The organism is Pseudomonas sp. P9_31 (assembly GCF_034008235.1).
GTDB lineage: Bacteria > Pseudomonadota > Gammaproteobacteria > Pseudomonadales > Pseudomonadaceae > Aquipseudomonas.
Genome location: NZ_CP125375.1, coordinates 4,832,934 through 4,848,228, shown reverse-complemented (window position 1 = coordinate 4,848,228; position 15,295 = coordinate 4,832,934). Strand labels below are relative to the sequence as shown.

At 56.1% G+C, this 15,295-nt stretch carries 15 protein-coding genes and 1 pseudogene; 11 read left to right on the top strand and 5 right to left on the bottom strand.

From position 1 onward, the window contains the following. The 4 genes from QMK51_RS21865 to QMK51_RS21850 all read left to right on the top strand — a co-directional run bounded on the left by QMK51_RS21865 (position 1) and on the right by QMK51_RS21850 (position 2,941). Positions 1–639 (top strand): LysE family translocator, encoded by a 639-nt coding sequence (locus tag QMK51_RS21865; protein ID WP_258697208.1) that lies wholly within the window; start codon positions 1–3, stop codon positions 637–639. 103 nt (positions 640–742) lie between these two features. Continuing rightward, positions 743–2,092 carry a diguanylate cyclase domain-containing protein gene (locus QMK51_RS21860; RefSeq protein ID WP_320391791.1) on the top strand — a complete coding sequence of 450 codons (1,350 nt, stop codon included), beginning with the start codon at positions 743–745 and terminating at the stop codon, positions 2,090–2,092. A gap of 116 nt (positions 2,093–2,208) precedes the next feature. Beyond that, positions 2,209–2,364 (top strand): stress protein, encoded by a 156-nt coding sequence (locus QMK51_RS21855; protein WP_258697206.1) that lies wholly within the window; start codon positions 2,209–2,211, stop codon positions 2,362–2,364. 73 nt (positions 2,365–2,437) lie between these two features. After that, positions 2,438–2,941: a DUF4142 domain-containing protein gene (locus tag QMK51_RS21850; protein WP_320391790.1), complete on the top strand. Its 504-nt coding sequence runs from the start codon at positions 2,438–2,440 to the stop codon at positions 2,939–2,941. Between the two features lie 253 nt (positions 2,942–3,194). Here QMK51_RS21850 and QMK51_RS21845 read toward each other — a convergent pair. From QMK51_RS21845 to QMK51_RS21830, 4 genes and pseudogenes are all read right to left on the bottom strand, one after another. Next, positions 3,195–3,732, bottom strand: a pseudogene (locus tag QMK51_RS21845) (AidA/PixA family protein). Positions 3,733–3,854: 122 nt separating this feature from the next. Next, on the bottom strand, positions 3,855–4,358 hold the full coding sequence (locus QMK51_RS21840) for an inclusion body family protein (RefSeq protein ID WP_258697204.1): 504 nt from the start codon (positions 4,356–4,358) through the stop codon (positions 3,855–3,857). Positions 4,359–4,819: 461 nt separating this feature from the next. Then, positions 4,820–5,359 (bottom strand): inclusion body family protein, encoded by a 540-nt coding sequence (locus QMK51_RS21835; protein ID WP_258700781.1) that lies wholly within the window; start codon positions 5,357–5,359, stop codon positions 4,820–4,822. 124 nt (positions 5,360–5,483) lie between these two features. Further along, positions 5,484–5,987, bottom strand: coding sequence for an inclusion body family protein (locus QMK51_RS21830; protein ID WP_007903283.1), 504 nt, complete (start codon positions 5,985–5,987; stop codon positions 5,484–5,486). 397 nt (positions 5,988–6,384) lie between these two features. Here QMK51_RS21830 and tam point away from each other — a divergent pair, with 397 nt between their 5' ends. Further along, entirely contained in the window at positions 6,385–7,155 is a 771-nt protein-coding gene (gene tam / locus QMK51_RS21825) for a trans-aconitate 2-methyltransferase (RefSeq protein WP_320391789.1), read from the top strand. Positions 7,156–7,325: 170 nt separating this feature from the next. After that, the gene (locus QMK51_RS21820) at positions 7,326–9,452 is read left to right on the top strand and encodes a TonB-dependent siderophore receptor (protein WP_258697202.1); all 2,127 of its coding nucleotides are present in this window, start codon (positions 7,326–7,328) and stop codon (positions 9,450–9,452) included. A gap of 201 nt (positions 9,453–9,653) precedes the next feature. Here QMK51_RS21820 and QMK51_RS21815 read toward each other — a convergent pair whose 3' ends face one another. Then, positions 9,654–9,989: a hypothetical protein gene (locus QMK51_RS21815; RefSeq protein ID WP_320391786.1), complete on the bottom strand. Its 336-nt coding sequence runs from the start codon at positions 9,987–9,989 to the stop codon at positions 9,654–9,656. 243 nt (positions 9,990–10,232) lie between these two features. Here QMK51_RS21815 and QMK51_RS21810 point away from each other — a divergent pair, with 243 nt between their 5' ends. From QMK51_RS21810 to QMK51_RS21790, 5 genes are read left to right on the top strand one after another with little or no spacing between them, the layout of a single operon-like run. Then, positions 10,233–11,705: a cytochrome c oxidase subunit II gene (locus QMK51_RS21810; protein ID WP_320391784.1), complete on the top strand. Its 1,473-nt coding sequence runs from the start codon at positions 10,233–10,235 to the stop codon at positions 11,703–11,705. Positions 11,706–11,754: 49 nt separating this feature from the next. After that, entirely contained in the window at positions 11,755–13,530 is a 1,776-nt protein-coding gene (gene ctaD, locus QMK51_RS21805) for a cytochrome c oxidase subunit I (RefSeq protein WP_320394549.1), read from the top strand. Further along, on the top strand, positions 13,527–14,219 hold the full coding sequence (locus tag QMK51_RS21800) for a cytochrome c oxidase subunit 3 (protein WP_320391782.1): 693 nt from the start codon (positions 13,527–13,529) through the stop codon (positions 14,217–14,219). Before ctaD ends, QMK51_RS21800 begins: the two co-directional genes overlap by 4 nt. 6 nt (positions 14,220–14,225) lie before the next feature. After that, on the top strand, positions 14,226–14,939 hold the full coding sequence (locus tag QMK51_RS21795) for a heme-copper oxidase subunit III family protein (RefSeq protein ID WP_320391780.1): 714 nt from the start codon (positions 14,226–14,228) through the stop codon (positions 14,937–14,939). Positions 14,940–14,952: 13 nt separating this feature from the next. Further along, on the top strand, positions 14,953–15,270 hold the full coding sequence (locus QMK51_RS21790; RefSeq protein ID WP_007935708.1) for a cytochrome C oxidase subunit IV family protein: 318 nt from the start codon (positions 14,953–14,955) through the stop codon (positions 15,268–15,270). Positions 15,271–15,295 lie beyond the last annotated feature (25 nt).

The following is a 15,295-nucleotide window of genomic DNA, read 5'->3' as shown; positions in this document are numbered from 1 at the left end:
ATGACCCCATCGCTGCTAATGGCCGTTCTCGCCTCGGGCTTCATTTATGGCATCACGCCGGGGCCGGGGGTGCTGGCGGTGTTCGGCATCGGCGCGGCACGCGGGCGGCGGGCCGGAGCGGGGTTTCTGTGCGGGCATTTGCTGGGCGATGTGGTCTGGTGCAGCACTGCGCTGATCGCAATTGTCGGCGCGCGGGAAATCGGCAGCGCCGCGTTCGATGTGCTGGGTGTGCTCAGCGGGCTCTACCTGTTCTGGCTTGGCCTGCGCGCGGTTCGCGCTCGCCGCGCCAGTACCGAGTCTCCTCAAGGCCCGGCGCGGCAGCCGTTCTGGCACGGCATTGTGTTCGGCCTGACCAACCCCAAGGCCTATCCGGTGGCGGTGGCGACCTTTACTGCGCTGCTATCCAGCCGTGCAGAATTGCTGCATTGGTCAATGCTGCCATGGCTGATCATCCTGAGCTTCGTCGGTGGCCTTATGGCCTACGCTATTCTCATCGGTATTGTCGGTGCGCAACAGGTGCGCACCTTGTATCAGCGCCATGAACTGGCGATCACCCGGTTGTGTGGGCTGATGTTCATCGGTTTTGCCATCAATGCCCTGGTGCACGCGCTGCCGGGGCTGGTGACGAACAAGGCTTGAGGCTGAGCGCAAGGAGGCGTCGGCTGCATCGTCATCGCGTGGGCGTATGACCGGTCAGGGAGGGTTGTTCAATGTTGCATTGTCCGGACATGCTCTCGGCATAATGGAAACCAGAAATTCCGCGCCACTGGCGAGCTACATCGACCTCTTGCTGGACGCCGTCTGTGCGGTGGACAAACAAGGCCGCTTCGTATTTGTCAGCGCGGCCTGCGAGCGCATTTTCGGTTACACCCCCGACGAGCTGATCGGCCAGCCGATGATCGATCTGGTCCATCCCGCCGACCGACAGCGCACCCTCGACGCCGCTCGGGAGATCATGGGGGGCGAGCCCAAGCTCAACTTTGAAAATCGTTACCTGCGCAAGGATGGCCGGGTGGCACACATTCTCTGGTCGGCACGCTGGTCGGAGGTCGACCAATTGCGCATCGCCGTGGCCCATGACATCACCGAGCGCAAACAGGCCGAGTCCCGGCAAGCGGCGCTGTATGCGATCTCCGAAGCGGCCCACGCGGCCGAAGATTTGCTGGCGCTGTTCAAACGCATCCATTCGATCATCGGCGAATGGCTCCCGGCGTTGAATTTCTCCGTGGCGCTGTATGACGAGCACTGTGCACAGCTGAATTTTCCCTATCACGTCGACGATCGTGAGTCGCAACCCGAGCAGCCCGGGACTGTTACCGGGCGTCTGTGTGCCGAAGTGATTCGCAGTGGCCAGCCGATCCTGCTGACCCCGGATCAGGACAATCTGCCGGAGGGCTTTGCGGCGCTGGTCGCGGGCCAGGATTCGCCCTGCTGGCTGGGCGTGCCATTGAGTTCGCAGAACGGCACCATCGGCGCGCTGATCGTCAAAAGCATACCGGGCGGTGAGCGCTACACCGAGCAAGACAAAGAGCTGCTGCAGTATGTTTGCGCCCAGGTCGCGACCGCGATCGAGCGCAAGCAATTGCATACCCGGCTCCAGCGCATGGCCCAGTACGACCAACTGACTCAGTTGCCCAATCGCGAATTGCTGCGCGAACGCCTCAAAGCCTCGCTGGCGCAGGCCCGGGCAGACTCCGGTCGAATGGCGTTGCTCTACGTCGACCTGGACCGCTTCAAGCAAGTCAACGACACCCTCGGTCATGCGGTCGGCGACATGCTGCTGCAAGCGGTCGCCAATCGGCTCAAGGGGTGCGTGCGAGAAACCGACACGGTAGCGCGCATCGGCGGTGATGAGTTTGTCGTGTTGTTGCACAGCATCCACGCTGCGGAAGACGCCGAGAATGTGGCGGGAAAAATCCGCCAGGTGCTGGTTCAGCCCCTGCGCCTGGACGGGCATAACCTGAACATCCAGCCGAGCATCGGCGTCGCGCGATACCCCGAGCATGGCACCGAAGAAAATCAGCTGTTCAGGCATGCCGACGAGGCGATGTACGCCGCCAAGCGCCAGCATCATTTGCGTCTCGGGGCCTGAAAGACCGTCACCGTTCGTCGCGACGTTGTCAGGTTTTCTAAACCTTTTAGGTCATGGAAATTCATATCCTATGCGGGCGACTGCTCGCTGTGATCATCACCAAGAGGATGAGAGCCATGCCTACTTCAAAAACTCCGACCCCGGGTAGCGCCATCGATCGAACGAAGGCGTCTGAAGCCGGTCGCAAAGGTGGGAAAACTACCACCACGACTGTTGATAAAGACCCTGCCAAAGGCGGCATGGGCCGCAAAGGCGGTCAGAAATCTCGGTAATAGGTGACGGTAGTTTTGTTTAATAGACGGGGGCGCAAGCTCCCGTTTGAATTTCTAGAAGGAGGGCGCGACCATGAGCCGGATGGCCACCCGCTTACGCAATGCCAGTTTTGCCGCCTTACTGGGCCTGTGTGCCAGCAGTGCCTTTGCCCAGTCCCCCGCCGACTTCGTCAACGAGGCGTCGGCCAAAGGCATGGCCGATATCGAAGCCAGCCGCCTGGCGCATCAGAAAACCGAATCCAAAGCGGTCAAGGATTACACCATCGTGGTGATCAACGATCGCACCACTGCAAACCAGCATCTGGCGAAAATTGCCAAACAACTCGATTTACCGGTCGCGCCACGCGAAGAGGTGGTCGACAAGGCCAAAGCCTTGATACCGGAGATGAAGGACGACGCCTCTTTTGATCAGGCGTACGTCGACAGTCAGGTAAAAACCACCCAGGAAGCCATCGAGCAACTTCAACAACAGGCGCAGACCACGGATGTGCCGCAAATCAAAGCGTTCGCCGAAGAAACCCTGCCCAAACTGCAAAACCACCTGCAAATGGCCAGGGCTCTGCAAGCCGGTCGCTAGTCAGCCTGTTGCGCGGGTGACGCCTCAGTTAAACCGTCATGCAATTTGTAGCAGCTGGCGAAGCCTGTGTTCGGCTGCAAAGCAGTCGTAAATCCGGTTGGCGCGGTCTGCCTGACACACCGCAATCTCTGGTTTTACGACTGCGGCGCAGTCGAGTGCAGGCTTCGGCAGCTGCTACAAAGAGTGCGTCGCGGCTGAGATAGCTGAACTGACTGGCATTAGGTTCTTGAGGCCGGTTTTTATGCCTATCCATTCACGCCGACAACGTCACTTCAGTTTTCCAGCTGAAGTACCCCAGCGCTTCACAGCGCTGGTTGATCAGCATGAAGCTCAGTTCGCAGGTGGCCACGCCCATGGTCAGTTGCGAGCACTCCCAATAATGATCACCGGCCTTATGGCTACCCGGTTGGGTCGGATTGGCGGGGTCGGGCGCGGGGACTGTCTTCGCTGTGGACGACCAGTTTGGGTGGTGAAAGCACTCCGTCATCGCTCACTGTCATGTTGTGAAATACCACGCTGTGTTCGGCCAGCAAGCTGACGGTCCTGCCGCGGAGATGAAAGACTTTTCCGTTGTTGGCTGTCAGTGTAATTACACTGTCACTTTTAGTATTTTGTGTTGTCGTTGTACCGCTGATGGCAAAGATGAAACCATCTTCAATTACAGTTGGTTTTTTTGGTTCAAGATTTGGGTGCGGATAACGGGGAAGCAGCGATTCGGCATCGACGATCAGCAGCACGTTATTGGCTGTCGCGATGCTCGCCGAAGGAGAAGTAATCGCTTTTGAAGTCATCATGGATTCCTTTCATGATGTTGAAGCAAAACCGTAGCCGCTTCAGTTCAAGCAAGAGATCCATTCCAGCCGAGGCGGTAACGAACCAGGTAGCCCCTCGTTGCCAAGGGGCCGATCCATCGTCAGTTATGGATGGAAATGAACGGGTCCCACGCACAGCAGCCGATAATTTGGCAGTCGCGATCCACGATCAGGAAGTTGAAGTGGTAGGTCACGCGACCACACGCAAGGGTTTCCGAGGACCAGTAATGGTTGTCGACTTTCTGACAACTAGGCACTGACGGATTGCTGGTGTTGGGTACCGCAAAGGAGGCGGTAGCCTTGCGTGGCGTGGGCGTAGAGATCAACTCGTTGCCTACGTTACCGATGAACTTGTAGAAAATCACGGCTTGCTCGAAGCCCAGCGACAAGCTGGCTTCACGCCAGCGAATCAGATCGCCGACCTGCGCCTTGAGGTCCAGCTCACCACCGGCCTGGCCGCTGACCACGTTGTTCTGGTTGGTGACCATATAAACGTGTCTGAAATCGATCGTTGTTGGTGTATGAGGATTTTTGCTGATGTTCGGGTAGTTTTTCAGAATGGTTTCAGTGTCGATGGAAACAAGTACATCCGTGACTCGAGACATAGTAAAGCTCCTTTGAACATAGTGATTACCTGGCTACCTGCCAGGCACGACAACGCTTGCTTGCCTTACGGCCGTTGCGAGCACACTACTGGGGAACCCACTTGATCACGGGGTGCGAGCTGGCCATGCTCCTTGCCTTGAAATGACGGGTTGGGTTCCTTCCAACAGGCCGCGAGTAGGACTATAGATGCCATTCTAATACTGTCAAAATCGCTTTACCTGTCGTTCGACGAACGGTCTTTTTGGTTATGGCTTTCAATGAATTGGCGATAAGAAAAGACTCATTCAAACCCTATGCCCTTTAAAAGTCGGGATAGGGCAGGACACCCGTGTCGATGTATGGCGCTCCACTTGCTATCACCCGCTCGCCGATGACAGTACAGGCGTCGGATTCTGATTCTTGCGGCCAAAGGTCAAGCAAGAGAGCTTGACTGATCGGCATTAGTTTTGCGGGGCTCTATTCACGCCGACAGCGTCACTTCAGTTTTCCAGCTGAAGTATCCCACCGCTTCACAGCGCTGGTTGATCAGCATGAAGCTCAGTTCGCAGGTGGCCACGCCCGTGGTCAGTTGCGAGCACTCCCAATAATGATCGTCGGCCTTATGGCTACCCGGTTGGGTCGGATTGGCGGGGTCGGGTGCGGGGACTGCCTGGTCGCTGTGGACGATCAGTTTGGGCGGCGAAAGGACCCCGGCATCGTCCACCGTCAGGTTGTGAAATACCACCGTATGTTCGGCCAACAGGCTGACGGTCCTGCCGCGAATATGGAAGACCTTTCCATTGCTGGCTGTCAGCGTTATTTTACTGTCATTTTCAGTATTTTTTTTCGTCGTGCTACTACTCACGGAGAAGATGAAGCCGTCTTCAATCACAGTCGGGTTTTGCGCTTCAAGGCTGGGTTGTGGATAACGTGAAAGCAACGATTCGGCATCGACGATCAGCAGCACACTACTGGCTATCACGGCGTCCGCCGAAGGGGAAGTGATCGGTTCGGAAGTCATCATGGATCCTTTCATGATGTTGACGCAAAACGGTAACCGCTTCGGTTCAGGTGAGACATCCTGTTCCAGCCGAGGCGGCAACGAGCTCGGTAGGCCCCTCGTTGCCAAGGGGCCCGGCCCAGCATCAGTTACGGATGGTAATGAACGGATCCCATGTGCAGCAGCCGATGATCTGGCAGTCGCGATTCACGATCAGAAACTGGAAGTGATAAGTCACGCTGCCGCAGGCAAGGGTTTCCGAAGACCAGTAATGGTTATCGACCTTCTGGCAGCTGGGCACCGACGGATTGCTGGTGTTAGGGACTGCAAAGGAGGCGGTAGCCTTGCGTGGCGTGGGCGTAGAGATCAACTCGTTGCCTGCGTTACCGACGAACTTGTAGAAAATCACCGCTTGCTCGAAGCCCAGCGACAGGCTGGCTTCACGCCAGCGAATCAGATCGCCTACCTGGGCTTTCAAGTTGAGCTCGCCACCGGCCTGGCCACTTACCACGTTGTTCTGATTGGTCACCATGTACACATGATTGACGTCGATCATCGTCGGTGCAGCAGGATTTTTGCTGATGTTCGGGTAGTTTTTCAGAATGGTTTCAGTGTCGATCGAAACAAGTACATCCGTGACTCGAGACATAGTGAAGCTCCTTTGAACATAGTGATTACCTGGCTACCTACCAGGCACGACAACGCTTGCTTGCCTTGCGGCCGTTGCGAACACACTACTGGGGGAACCCACTCGATCAAGGGGACGAGCTGGCCTTGCTCCTTGTCTTGAAATGACGGGTCGGGTTCCTTCCAACAGGCCGCGATAGGACTATAGATGTCATTTATATACTGTCAAAACTGCTTTGCTAGTCGGTCGACGAACGGTCCTTTTGGTTGTGGCTTTCAATGATTTTGCGATAAGAGAAAACTCACTCAAATCCCTATGCTCTCAAAAAGTCGAGATAGGGCAGAGCACACCGGTCAATGTATCGTAGCGAACCGGTTGTCGGCCTCTGGCTACAACCATGTACCGACAGGAGAGCGACATGAGTTGGTCCGCCAAACAATACGTAGCTTTTGAAGATGAACGCACGCGCCCGGCGCGTGACTTGCTGGCCGCCATCCCCGCGGTGGACGTTCGATCGGCAATCGACATTGGTTGTGGCCCCGGTAATTCCACCGAGTTGCTGGTGCAGCGCTTTCCCAATGCCGCGGTGCGAGGGGTGGACAGTTCGCCCGATATGATCGAGGCCGCTCGCGAGCGCTTGCCTCACCTGCGTTTCGACACTGCTGACATTGATACCTGGAACGAGACCGGCCCGTTCGACGTGATTTTCGCCAACGCGGTGTTGCAGTGGCTGCCCGATCACGCCCGGTTGTTGCCTTCATTGGTGGCCAGGCTCGCGCCCGGCGGTAGCCTGGCGATCCAGATGCCCGACAACCTCAACGAACCGTCACACCGGTTGATGCGCGAGGTCGCCGCGAACGGCCCTTGGGCTGACAAACTGGCAAGGGCCGCTGGCCTGCGAACGGAAATGGAGGATGCTGGCGGCTACTACTCGATGCTGCGTGCCCACTGCACTCGGGTCGATGTATGGCGCACCACTTACTATCACCCGCTCGCGGACGGCGCATCGGGCGTGGTCGAGTGGTTCAAGGGCTCCGGTTTGCGGCCTTTTCTCGAACCGCTGGATGACGCGCAGCGGGCGCAGTATCTCAAGCAGTATCAGACGGCGATCGAGCAGGCTTATCCAGCGCTGAGCGATGGCTCGGTGCTGCTGCCGTTTCCGCGGTTGTTCATGGTGGCGACGCGCTGACGAATAAAGGGACACACGCTTGATCGTTTGTCCCTGGAGCCCTTTGGTGAGCTCCGTGAAGAATTCAAATGCGAATACGTATCAAAAGCTGTCGGTACGGTATACCATTCGCCGCAAATTATTGGCACGTATGCCATTCCATTTGGCTTCTTCACCAAGGTTCATCATCAATGCGTCGTACTCTGCTTTCTATCTGTGTGCTTCAGGCGTTTTCTCCTTCTACATGGGCAGAGCAAGCCGCTACGGAAAAGACCAGTCTGGAGTTGCAAGCGACCGACATCATCGGTACGACGGATTATGAAACGGCACAAGGGCCGGTGAAGGGGTATCACGCAACGCGGTCGGCCAGTGCGACGCGAACCGACACTGCGATTCACGAGACGCCGCAGTCCATCAGCGTGGTGTCCAAGGATGTTGTAGAGGACATCGGTGCAACTCGTCTTCAGGACGCACTCGATTATGCTGGCGGAGTGGGGCGGGCCAACAACTTCGGTGGTCAGGGGCTGACCACTTTTACGGTGCGTGGATTTACCACCGGTGAGTTTTATCGCAACGGTTTTCCGATCAACCGTGGTTATCCGAACATGCCTGATGCCAACACCATCGAGCGGCTGGAGGTACTGCGCGGCCCAGCGACCATGCTCTATGGCCGGGGCGACCCTGGTGGCACGTTCAACGTGGTCTCCAAACAGCCGCTGGCAGAACGCACGGTAACACTGGGCAGCCAACTGGACGACCAGGGTATGCAGCGCGGCACGCTGGATGCCTCTGGCCCGCTCGACGAAGAAGGTCGTCTGGCCTATCGCCTGAATGTGGTGGGCGAGGGCGGGGATACCTTCCGTGACCATGTCGAAACCGAACGTTATGGTGTGACACCGGTACTATCCTGGCAGGCCAACGACGACACCAAGGTGATTTTCGAGGGCGACTTCATGCGCAACAATCACCCGCTGGATCGCGGTGTGACGCGCTATCCGAATCAGATTGGCACAGCATCCCGTGACACCTTCTTCGGTGAAAAAGACGCGGGCAAATTACACAACGACAACAACATGGCGCAACTGCGGTTCGAGCACCTGCTAAGTGATGACTGGACATTGGGTGGTGGTTTTCAATGGCTCGATGGCACCTTGCAGGGCAACGCAATTGAAGCCAATGGTGTCGCCGCTGATGGGCGCACGCTGGGTCGTAACTTCAGCTACCGCAAGCTGGAATGGACGGACAAAGACACTCAACTGAACCTCACCGGGCATTTCTCCACGGGCGGCTTCGATCACACGCTGTTGACCGGTGTCGAGTACGAGGATTATGACTACAAGTCCATCATCCAGCGCTCCAGCGGAGCGGTCGGCGCCTATTCGATCGACCTCTTCAATCCGGTGTACGGTCAGCCTCGTCCAGCCCTGACCCGTACCCCGACCAACGACAAGGAAAACCTCAAGACATACGCGGCCTTCGTTCAGGATCAGGTAGCGTTGACCGAGCGTTTAAAAGTCTTGGCGGGTGCCCGTTTCGAGCGCTTTGAGCATGAATACGAAAACTTTGTACCGGGTGGCAGAAGCTGGGCTGCGAGCGATAACGCGGTGACGCCGCGTCTTGGGGTGATTTACGACCTGACCGATACTGTGGCGGTGTATGCCGATGCCGCACGCTCTTTCAAACCCAATACGGGGGCCAGCCGTCAGGGCGGTGGCTTTGAGCCGGAAAAGGGCAAGTCTTATGAGATGGGTATCAAATGGGAAGCCCTGGATCGCCAGTTGAGCGTTGACGCGGCGATATACCAGATTGAAAAACGCAACGTCCTCACCACCGACCCCGTGGACTCTACATTCAGCGTGGCGGCTGGCGAGGTACGCAGCCGTGGCTTTGATCTGAACGTGGCAGGCAATCTGACTCCAGAATGGCGGGTGATTGGCGGCTATGCCTATGTCGATGCCGAGGTCACCAAGGACAATGTGATCCAGTCGGGAACCCGGCTGATGAACATTCCGCAGAACAGCTTCAGCCTGCTCAACGTCTACGAGTTCCAGGATGGCACTTTCAAAGGGTTAGGCTTGGGTGTGGGGGGTAAATACGTCGATGAACGTGCGGGCCAGACCGCTAACACGGCGTTTTCGATGGGCAGCTACACAGTTGTCGATCTGCTTGGTTTCTACAAGGTCAATGACCAGGTCAGGCTTAATCTCGATGTGAAGAACCTGTTCGACCGTGACTATGAAGAAGGCGCCTTCGGCAATGTTTATGCCTACCCTGGTGAGCCAAGAACCGTTCAGGTCGGTATTTCTTACACGCTCTAGGCGATCTAGCCGCCATCGCAAGCGATTCAAGTCTTGGCTGACCAAGTGATTTTGGTTGAGTACAAAAGGGTCCTTCAAGGGGAATGCCAGTCAGTTAGTCTGACTGGCATTTTTATTTCTAAACGGATACTTCGGGGATTCAAACCTGACGGCCCAGGGATAAATACGCTGCTCTCGTCGATGAGACAGGACATCGTGCTTCTAAAGCAGCTGATCAATCAAAACCGCGTTGGTATAGATCAAGCTTCCATCGCTCGCTCGATGCCCGACCAAATGGAACTGACCGCGCTCATGGTGCAAATAGACGCGCATTTGGCAGTCGGACAAGGGGCCGTATCCCTCTGGCAAGATCAAATCCATTGAGCTCATGTCGACATCGACCATGGCTTCACGCTCATGGGTCTTCTGCAGGCGTTCTTCAGCTTGCTCCAGACGCAGATGGAGGGGGCCGTCGACGTAAAAATGGATCTCGCCCGTCGGGGTGGACTTTTGGTCGGGGCTGGTTTTGCACCAGCCTTCGATTGTCAGGGTACTCATGACGAAATCTCCGTCGTGGACTGCTGGGCTCGGTAGCTCTTGTCTCTTCTCGGGGCAGGGTACGTCATCGGGGGCGCTTCTGGCCGACCTCTGCCGTCCGTAATCTGAAATTGAGTATAGCTGGCAACCGGGCCTCGCTTGTCCGACCTTCGACCGCACCTGCGCCTTGGCCTTCTCAATCTATGCTGTTTAGTGGTGATGCTTTTGCAAGCCAATGAGCAACAGGCATAGGATGACGAGAAAATGGCAATAGCAATTATCTTAATACTAATCGTTATTGCATCAGTGCTCTTCCACATACTGGCGCCTTGGCATGCGACACCGGCAGCTTCCAACTGGGGGTCAATAGACACCACCCTGTTCATCACCCTGATCATTAGCGGAATATTCTTCATCGCCATTACGGTATTCATGGCAGTAGCCGTGATGCGTTATCGTCACAAGGAGGGTTCCAGGGCGCATTACCAGCCAGAAAGTAAAAAGTTGGAAACATGGTTGATTATCGTGACTTCGGTAGGTATTGCCGCCATGTTGGCGCCAGGTCTGGTTGTTTACAATGATTTCATCCGGGTGCCGAAAAATGCTTATGAACTTGAAGTAGTCGCCCAGCAGTGGCAGTGGGCCTTTCGCTTTCCCGGCCAGGACGGGAAGTTGGGTAAGTCGGATATCAAGTTTGTTGATTCCACCAATCCCTTCGGCCTTGACCCCAAGGATCCTGTTGGGCAAGACGATGTACTTGTATTAAACAATGAAGTTCGCCTTCCGCTCGATAAGCCGGTAAAAGTTTTACTGCGCTCTAAAGATGTACTTCACGATTTCTATGTGCCACAAATGCGCAGCAAGATGGACATGGTGCCAGGGATGGTGTCGTACTTTTGGTTTACGCCGACTAAAACCGGGAAGTATGAAGTCCTTTGTGCTGAATATTGTGGCGTAGGTCATTACAACATGCGCGGCCATATGATCGTTGAGGAGCAGGACGCCTTCGATCAATGGCTGAACAGCCAACCGACTTTTGCGCAGACATTAACGACAGCGACCAAGCCCAGTCGGGACAGCGTGCTGGAAAAAGGCCGCCAGTTGGTCGAAAAGCTTGGCTGCAATGCCTGCCATAGCCAGGATGGCAGTGCCAGTCTCGGCCCGGGATGGAAGGGGCTGTACGGTCGGACAGAACAGCTTGCCGATGGCACCAGTGTGCTGGTCGATGAGGCCTACCTGAAAGAGTCGATCCTCGATCCGAAGGCCCGACTGGTACAGGGCTACCCGCCGGTCATGGTGACCTATACTCTCAATGACGATGAACTGGGTGCACTCGTCGCCCTGATCAAATCGCTGGGTGCTGCGCGGCAAGACAATGAACCTTCTGCCAGCGAAGCGCCGGGCCCGGGTGACGACTTGGCGGCGCAGGGACAGCGTCTGGCCCAGTCGCTCGGCTGTCTGGCCTGCCACAGTGTCGATGGCAGCAAGGGCGTCGGCCCCAGCTGGCAGGACCTGTATGGCAAGACAGAAACCCTTGCCGATGGTACGAGTATCAAGGTCGATGAGGGCTATATAAAGGATTCGGTTCTTAATCCCGGCGCCAAAATCGTCAAAGGCTATGCAGCCGTCATGCCGGCCTTTTCTCCGAATGATAAGGAGTTGAATGCACTGATCGCTTTTATCAAATCCAAAGCGAATACCGACGCTGATGCGAGCAAGGCGGAGCCAGGGAAGTAGCCGTAAAGCAGCCAGGAATGCACCGAAACTTCGACAGGAGGATGACGTGATGGCCTATGCGGAGCAAGCCGAAACAGAAGCACTGCACGAACCAAAAAGTTTCCTGACCAAATATATCTGGAGTCAGGACCACAAGGTCATCGCCATTCAATATTCCTTGACGGCTTTATTCGTGGGCGTTATCGCCGTGGTGTTGTCCGGCTTGATGCGCATACAGATTGGCTTTCCCGGCACTTTGGCGTTCATGGACGCCAGTACTTACTATCAGGCGATGACCATGCACGGCATGATCATGGTCATTTACTTGCTGACGGCCTTGTTTCTGGGTGGCTTCGGCAACTATCTGATCCCACTGATGGTGGGCGCCCGCGACATGGTCTTCCCCTATGTCAACATGCTGAGTTACTGGTTCTACCTGCTAGCGGTAGTGGTGTTGCTCTCCAGTTTCTTTGTCCCTGGCGGCCCCACCGGTGCGGGCTGGACGCTCTATCCGCCACAGTCCATTTCTCAGGGGACACCGGGGGGCCAATGGGGCATCGTCCTGATGCTCGTCTCACTGGCGATTTTTATTGTCGCCGCCACCATGGGTGGGTTGAACTACGTCACCACGGTATTGCAGGCGCGCACGCACGGCATGACGTTGTTTCGCATGCCGCTCTCCGTATGGGGAATCTTCATGGCCTCGATCATGGCCTTGCTGGCCTTCCCGGCATTATTTGTCAGTGCGGTCATGATGCTGTTTGACAAGCTGTTGGGCACCAGCTTCTTTATGCCGGCGATGGTCTCGTTGGGGCAGTCGCTCGATCACCAGGGTGGCAGCCCGATTTTATTCCAGCACCTGTTCTGGTTCTTCGGCCACCCGGAGGTCTACATCGTTGCTCTTCCTGCGTTTGGTCTGGTCTCCGATTTGATCAGCACGCATGCGCGTAAAAATATCTTCGGCTACCGAATGATGGTGTGGGCCATTATTGCGATTGGCGTACTCAGCTTTGTGGTCTGGGCGCACCATATGTATGTCAGCGGAATGAACCCGTACTTTGGCTTTTTCTTCGCGACCACCACCTTGATCATCGCGGTGCCAACCGCACTGAAAGTCTACAACTGGGTGCTGACCCTTTGGCGGGGCGACATCCATCTGACCGTGCCGATGCTTTTTGCCCTGGCCTTTATCGTCACCTTCCTGGTGGGCGGTCTGACCGGGTTGTTTCTCGGCAATGTGATCGTGGATATTCCGCTCTCGGACACCTACTTCGTCGTCGCCCATTTTCATATGGTCATGGGGGTCGCGCCGGTACTGGTGGTGTTCGGCGGCATTTATCATTGGTTCCCGAAAGTCACCGGGCGCATGTTGAATGACACCCTGGGCAAACTGCATTTCTGGATTACCTTTCTGGGTACCTACGCCATCTTCTTCCCCATGCACTACCTGGGTTTCCAGGGCATGCCACGCCGTTACTACGCCTATGAAAACTACGCGTTCATCCCGCAGTCGGCGCAAGAGTTGAATGCTTTCATTACGGTGATCGCATTGACCGTCGGCGTTTCCCAGTTGCTGTTTCTGTTCAACCTGGCCTGGAGTGTATTTAAAGGCAAGCCCGCAGGCAGTAACCCCTGGGGCGCGGCCAGTCTGGAATGGCAAACGCCGAACACCCCGCCGATACACGGTAACTGGGGAGCGAAACTGCCGGTCGTGCATCGCTGGGCCTATGACTACAGCGTGCCGGGGATAGAACAGGATTTCGTTCCGCAAACGGTCTCCGCCGAGGAGTTGGAGCAAATGCGGCAACTCAGTGCCGCAACCAAGATAGCGGACGTTAAAACATGAACAGACTGCTATTGAGAAACGCCGACGGCGCGGACCCCGGCGGCAGTTGGAATCGCGATCCTGAAGGTATTCAGGCCGGCGAGGGTGCCGATAGAAACCAAACCGCAAGAATAGGCCTGCGCTTGTTTTTGGCCGTGGTGAGCTCGTTATTCTTTCTCTTCCTGCTCGCCTTTATCGCCCGCTCACAAATGGCCGACTGGCTACCCCTGACAGAACCCTTGGCGCCGTTAGCCAATCCATGGCCGCTGTGGGTGAATTCGGCTTTTCTGGTGTTCAGTTGCATCGCACTGCAATGGTCGCGCATGGCCGCCCGACGGGCTCGACTGGACGCAATGGTCATTGGCTTTGTATTGGGGGGCGTATTTGCCATTGCCTTTCTGGTGGGGCAATTCTGGGTCTGGCAGCAGTTTGTCGCCTGGGGTTACTTTGTCGCCAGCAATCCGGCCAACAGTTTCTTCTACCTGTTGACCGGTGTGCATGGGCTCCACCTGCTCGGCGGGTTGATAGCCTGGAGCATCATCGTCGCTAAATTCCTGTATCGCGTACCGTTGCCGCAACTCAGCGCCAGCGTAGAACTCTGTGCCATCTATTGGCACTACTTGTTGGGTCTTTGGTTCGTGCTGTTCGCGCTGCTGACCAGCACGCCGCAAACCTATGAAGCCATCGCCAGATTCTGCGGCCTGAGGTGAAAAGCCATGGCATCGCACCCACAAGCCCCAAGCGAGTCAAGTTCCCCCAATCCACCAGGTTCGCCATCTGCACCCGGATGGCAGGGCATCGCCAGCGACTGGGCCTCGGATAAGGAGGCCTTCAAGCAGGTCCCGTGGGGCAAGGCGATGATGTGGATATTCCTGCTCAGCGATACGTTTATATTCACCTGCTTTTTAACCGGCTACATGTCGGTCCGCATGACCATCACCGCCCCTTGGCCGAACCCCAGTGAAGTGTTCGCATTGACGATCGGCGGCAGAGAAATCCCACTTATTCTGATCGCCATCATGACCTTTGTGCTGATCAGCAGCAGCGGCACCATGGCCATGGCCGTTAATTTCGCTTATCGCCGTGATCGCGCGAAAACCACGGCCCTCATGCTGGTGACCGCAGCGTTGGGTGTGACCTTCGTCAGCATGCAGGCATTTGAATGGAGCAAGCTCATCGCAGAAGGGGTGCGTCCCTGGGGGAACCCCATGGGGGCGGCGCAATTTGGTGCCAGCTTTTTCATGATTACCGGTTTTCACGGGCTGCATGTGTCAATCGGCGCCATCTACCTCAGCATTGTGGCGATGAAGGTAATGCGGGGAGATTATGAGCGCTCCGGAAACTATCAGAACGTCGAGATAGCCGGGCTTTACTGGCACTTCGTGGATTTGGTGTGGGTGTTTATTTTTGCTTTCTTCTATTTATGGTAGAGGAGCACGGGTGATGGCACATGCTCAGGGTCAGCAACATCCAATCAGTTTGTACCTCAAAATCTGGGGGCTGTTATTCGTCCTCAGCACGATGTCGTATCTGGTCGACTACTTTCACTTCCATGGCTACCTTCGGTGGGCCCTGATTATCACGTTCATGTTGTTGAAGGCAGGTTTAATTGTCTCCATCTTCATGCATATGGCCTGGGAACGGTTGGCCATGGTCTACGCCATATTGGTGCCACCGTTGTGCTTACTGGTGCTCGTCGGGCTGATGGCCACCGAGGCGGACTATGTTTTCCTCAGCCGGGTCATTTTCTTCGGCCAATAATCCACTGTCGGATGGCCTTCAGCCT

Coding starts and splice junctions, on each gene's coding strand:
- QMK51_RS21865 (WP_258697208.1), top strand. CDS start 1: ATGACCCCATCGCTGCTAATGGCCGTTCTCGCCTCGGGCTTCATTTAT.
- QMK51_RS21860 (WP_320391791.1), top strand. CDS start 743: ATGGAAACCAGAAATTCCGCGCCACTGGCGAGCTACATCGACCTCTTG.
- QMK51_RS21855 (WP_258697206.1), top strand. CDS start 2,209: ATGCCTACTTCAAAAACTCCGACCCCGGGTAGCGCCATCGATCGAACG.
- QMK51_RS21850 (WP_320391790.1), top strand. CDS start 2,438: ATGAGCCGGATGGCCACCCGCTTACGCAATGCCAGTTTTGCCGCCTTA.
- QMK51_RS21840 (WP_258697204.1), bottom strand. CDS start 4,358: ATGTCTCGAGTCACGGATGTACTTGTTTCCATCGACACTGAAACCATT.
- QMK51_RS21835 (WP_258700781.1), bottom strand. CDS start 5,359: ATGACTTCCGAACCGATCACTTCCCCTTCGGCGGACGCCGTGATAGCC.
- QMK51_RS21830 (WP_007903283.1), bottom strand. CDS start 5,987: ATGTCTCGAGTCACGGATGTACTTGTTTCGATCGACACTGAAACCATT.
- tam (WP_320391789.1), top strand. CDS start 6,385: ATGAGTTGGTCCGCCAAACAATACGTAGCTTTTGAAGATGAACGCACG.
- QMK51_RS21820 (WP_258697202.1), top strand. CDS start 7,326: ATGCGTCGTACTCTGCTTTCTATCTGTGTGCTTCAGGCGTTTTCTCCT.
- QMK51_RS21815 (WP_320391786.1), bottom strand. CDS start 9,989: ATGAGTACCCTGACAATCGAAGGCTGGTGCAAAACCAGCCCCGACCAA.
- QMK51_RS21810 (WP_320391784.1), top strand. CDS start 10,233: ATGGCAATAGCAATTATCTTAATACTAATCGTTATTGCATCAGTGCTC.
- ctaD (WP_320394549.1), top strand. CDS start 11,755: ATGGCCTATGCGGAGCAAGCCGAAACAGAAGCACTGCACGAACCAAAA.
- QMK51_RS21800 (WP_320391782.1), top strand. CDS start 13,527: ATGAACAGACTGCTATTGAGAAACGCCGACGGCGCGGACCCCGGCGGC.
- QMK51_RS21795 (WP_320391780.1), top strand. CDS start 14,226: ATGGCATCGCACCCACAAGCCCCAAGCGAGTCAAGTTCCCCCAATCCA.
- QMK51_RS21790 (WP_007935708.1), top strand. CDS start 14,953: ATGGCACATGCTCAGGGTCAGCAACATCCAATCAGTTTGTACCTCAAA.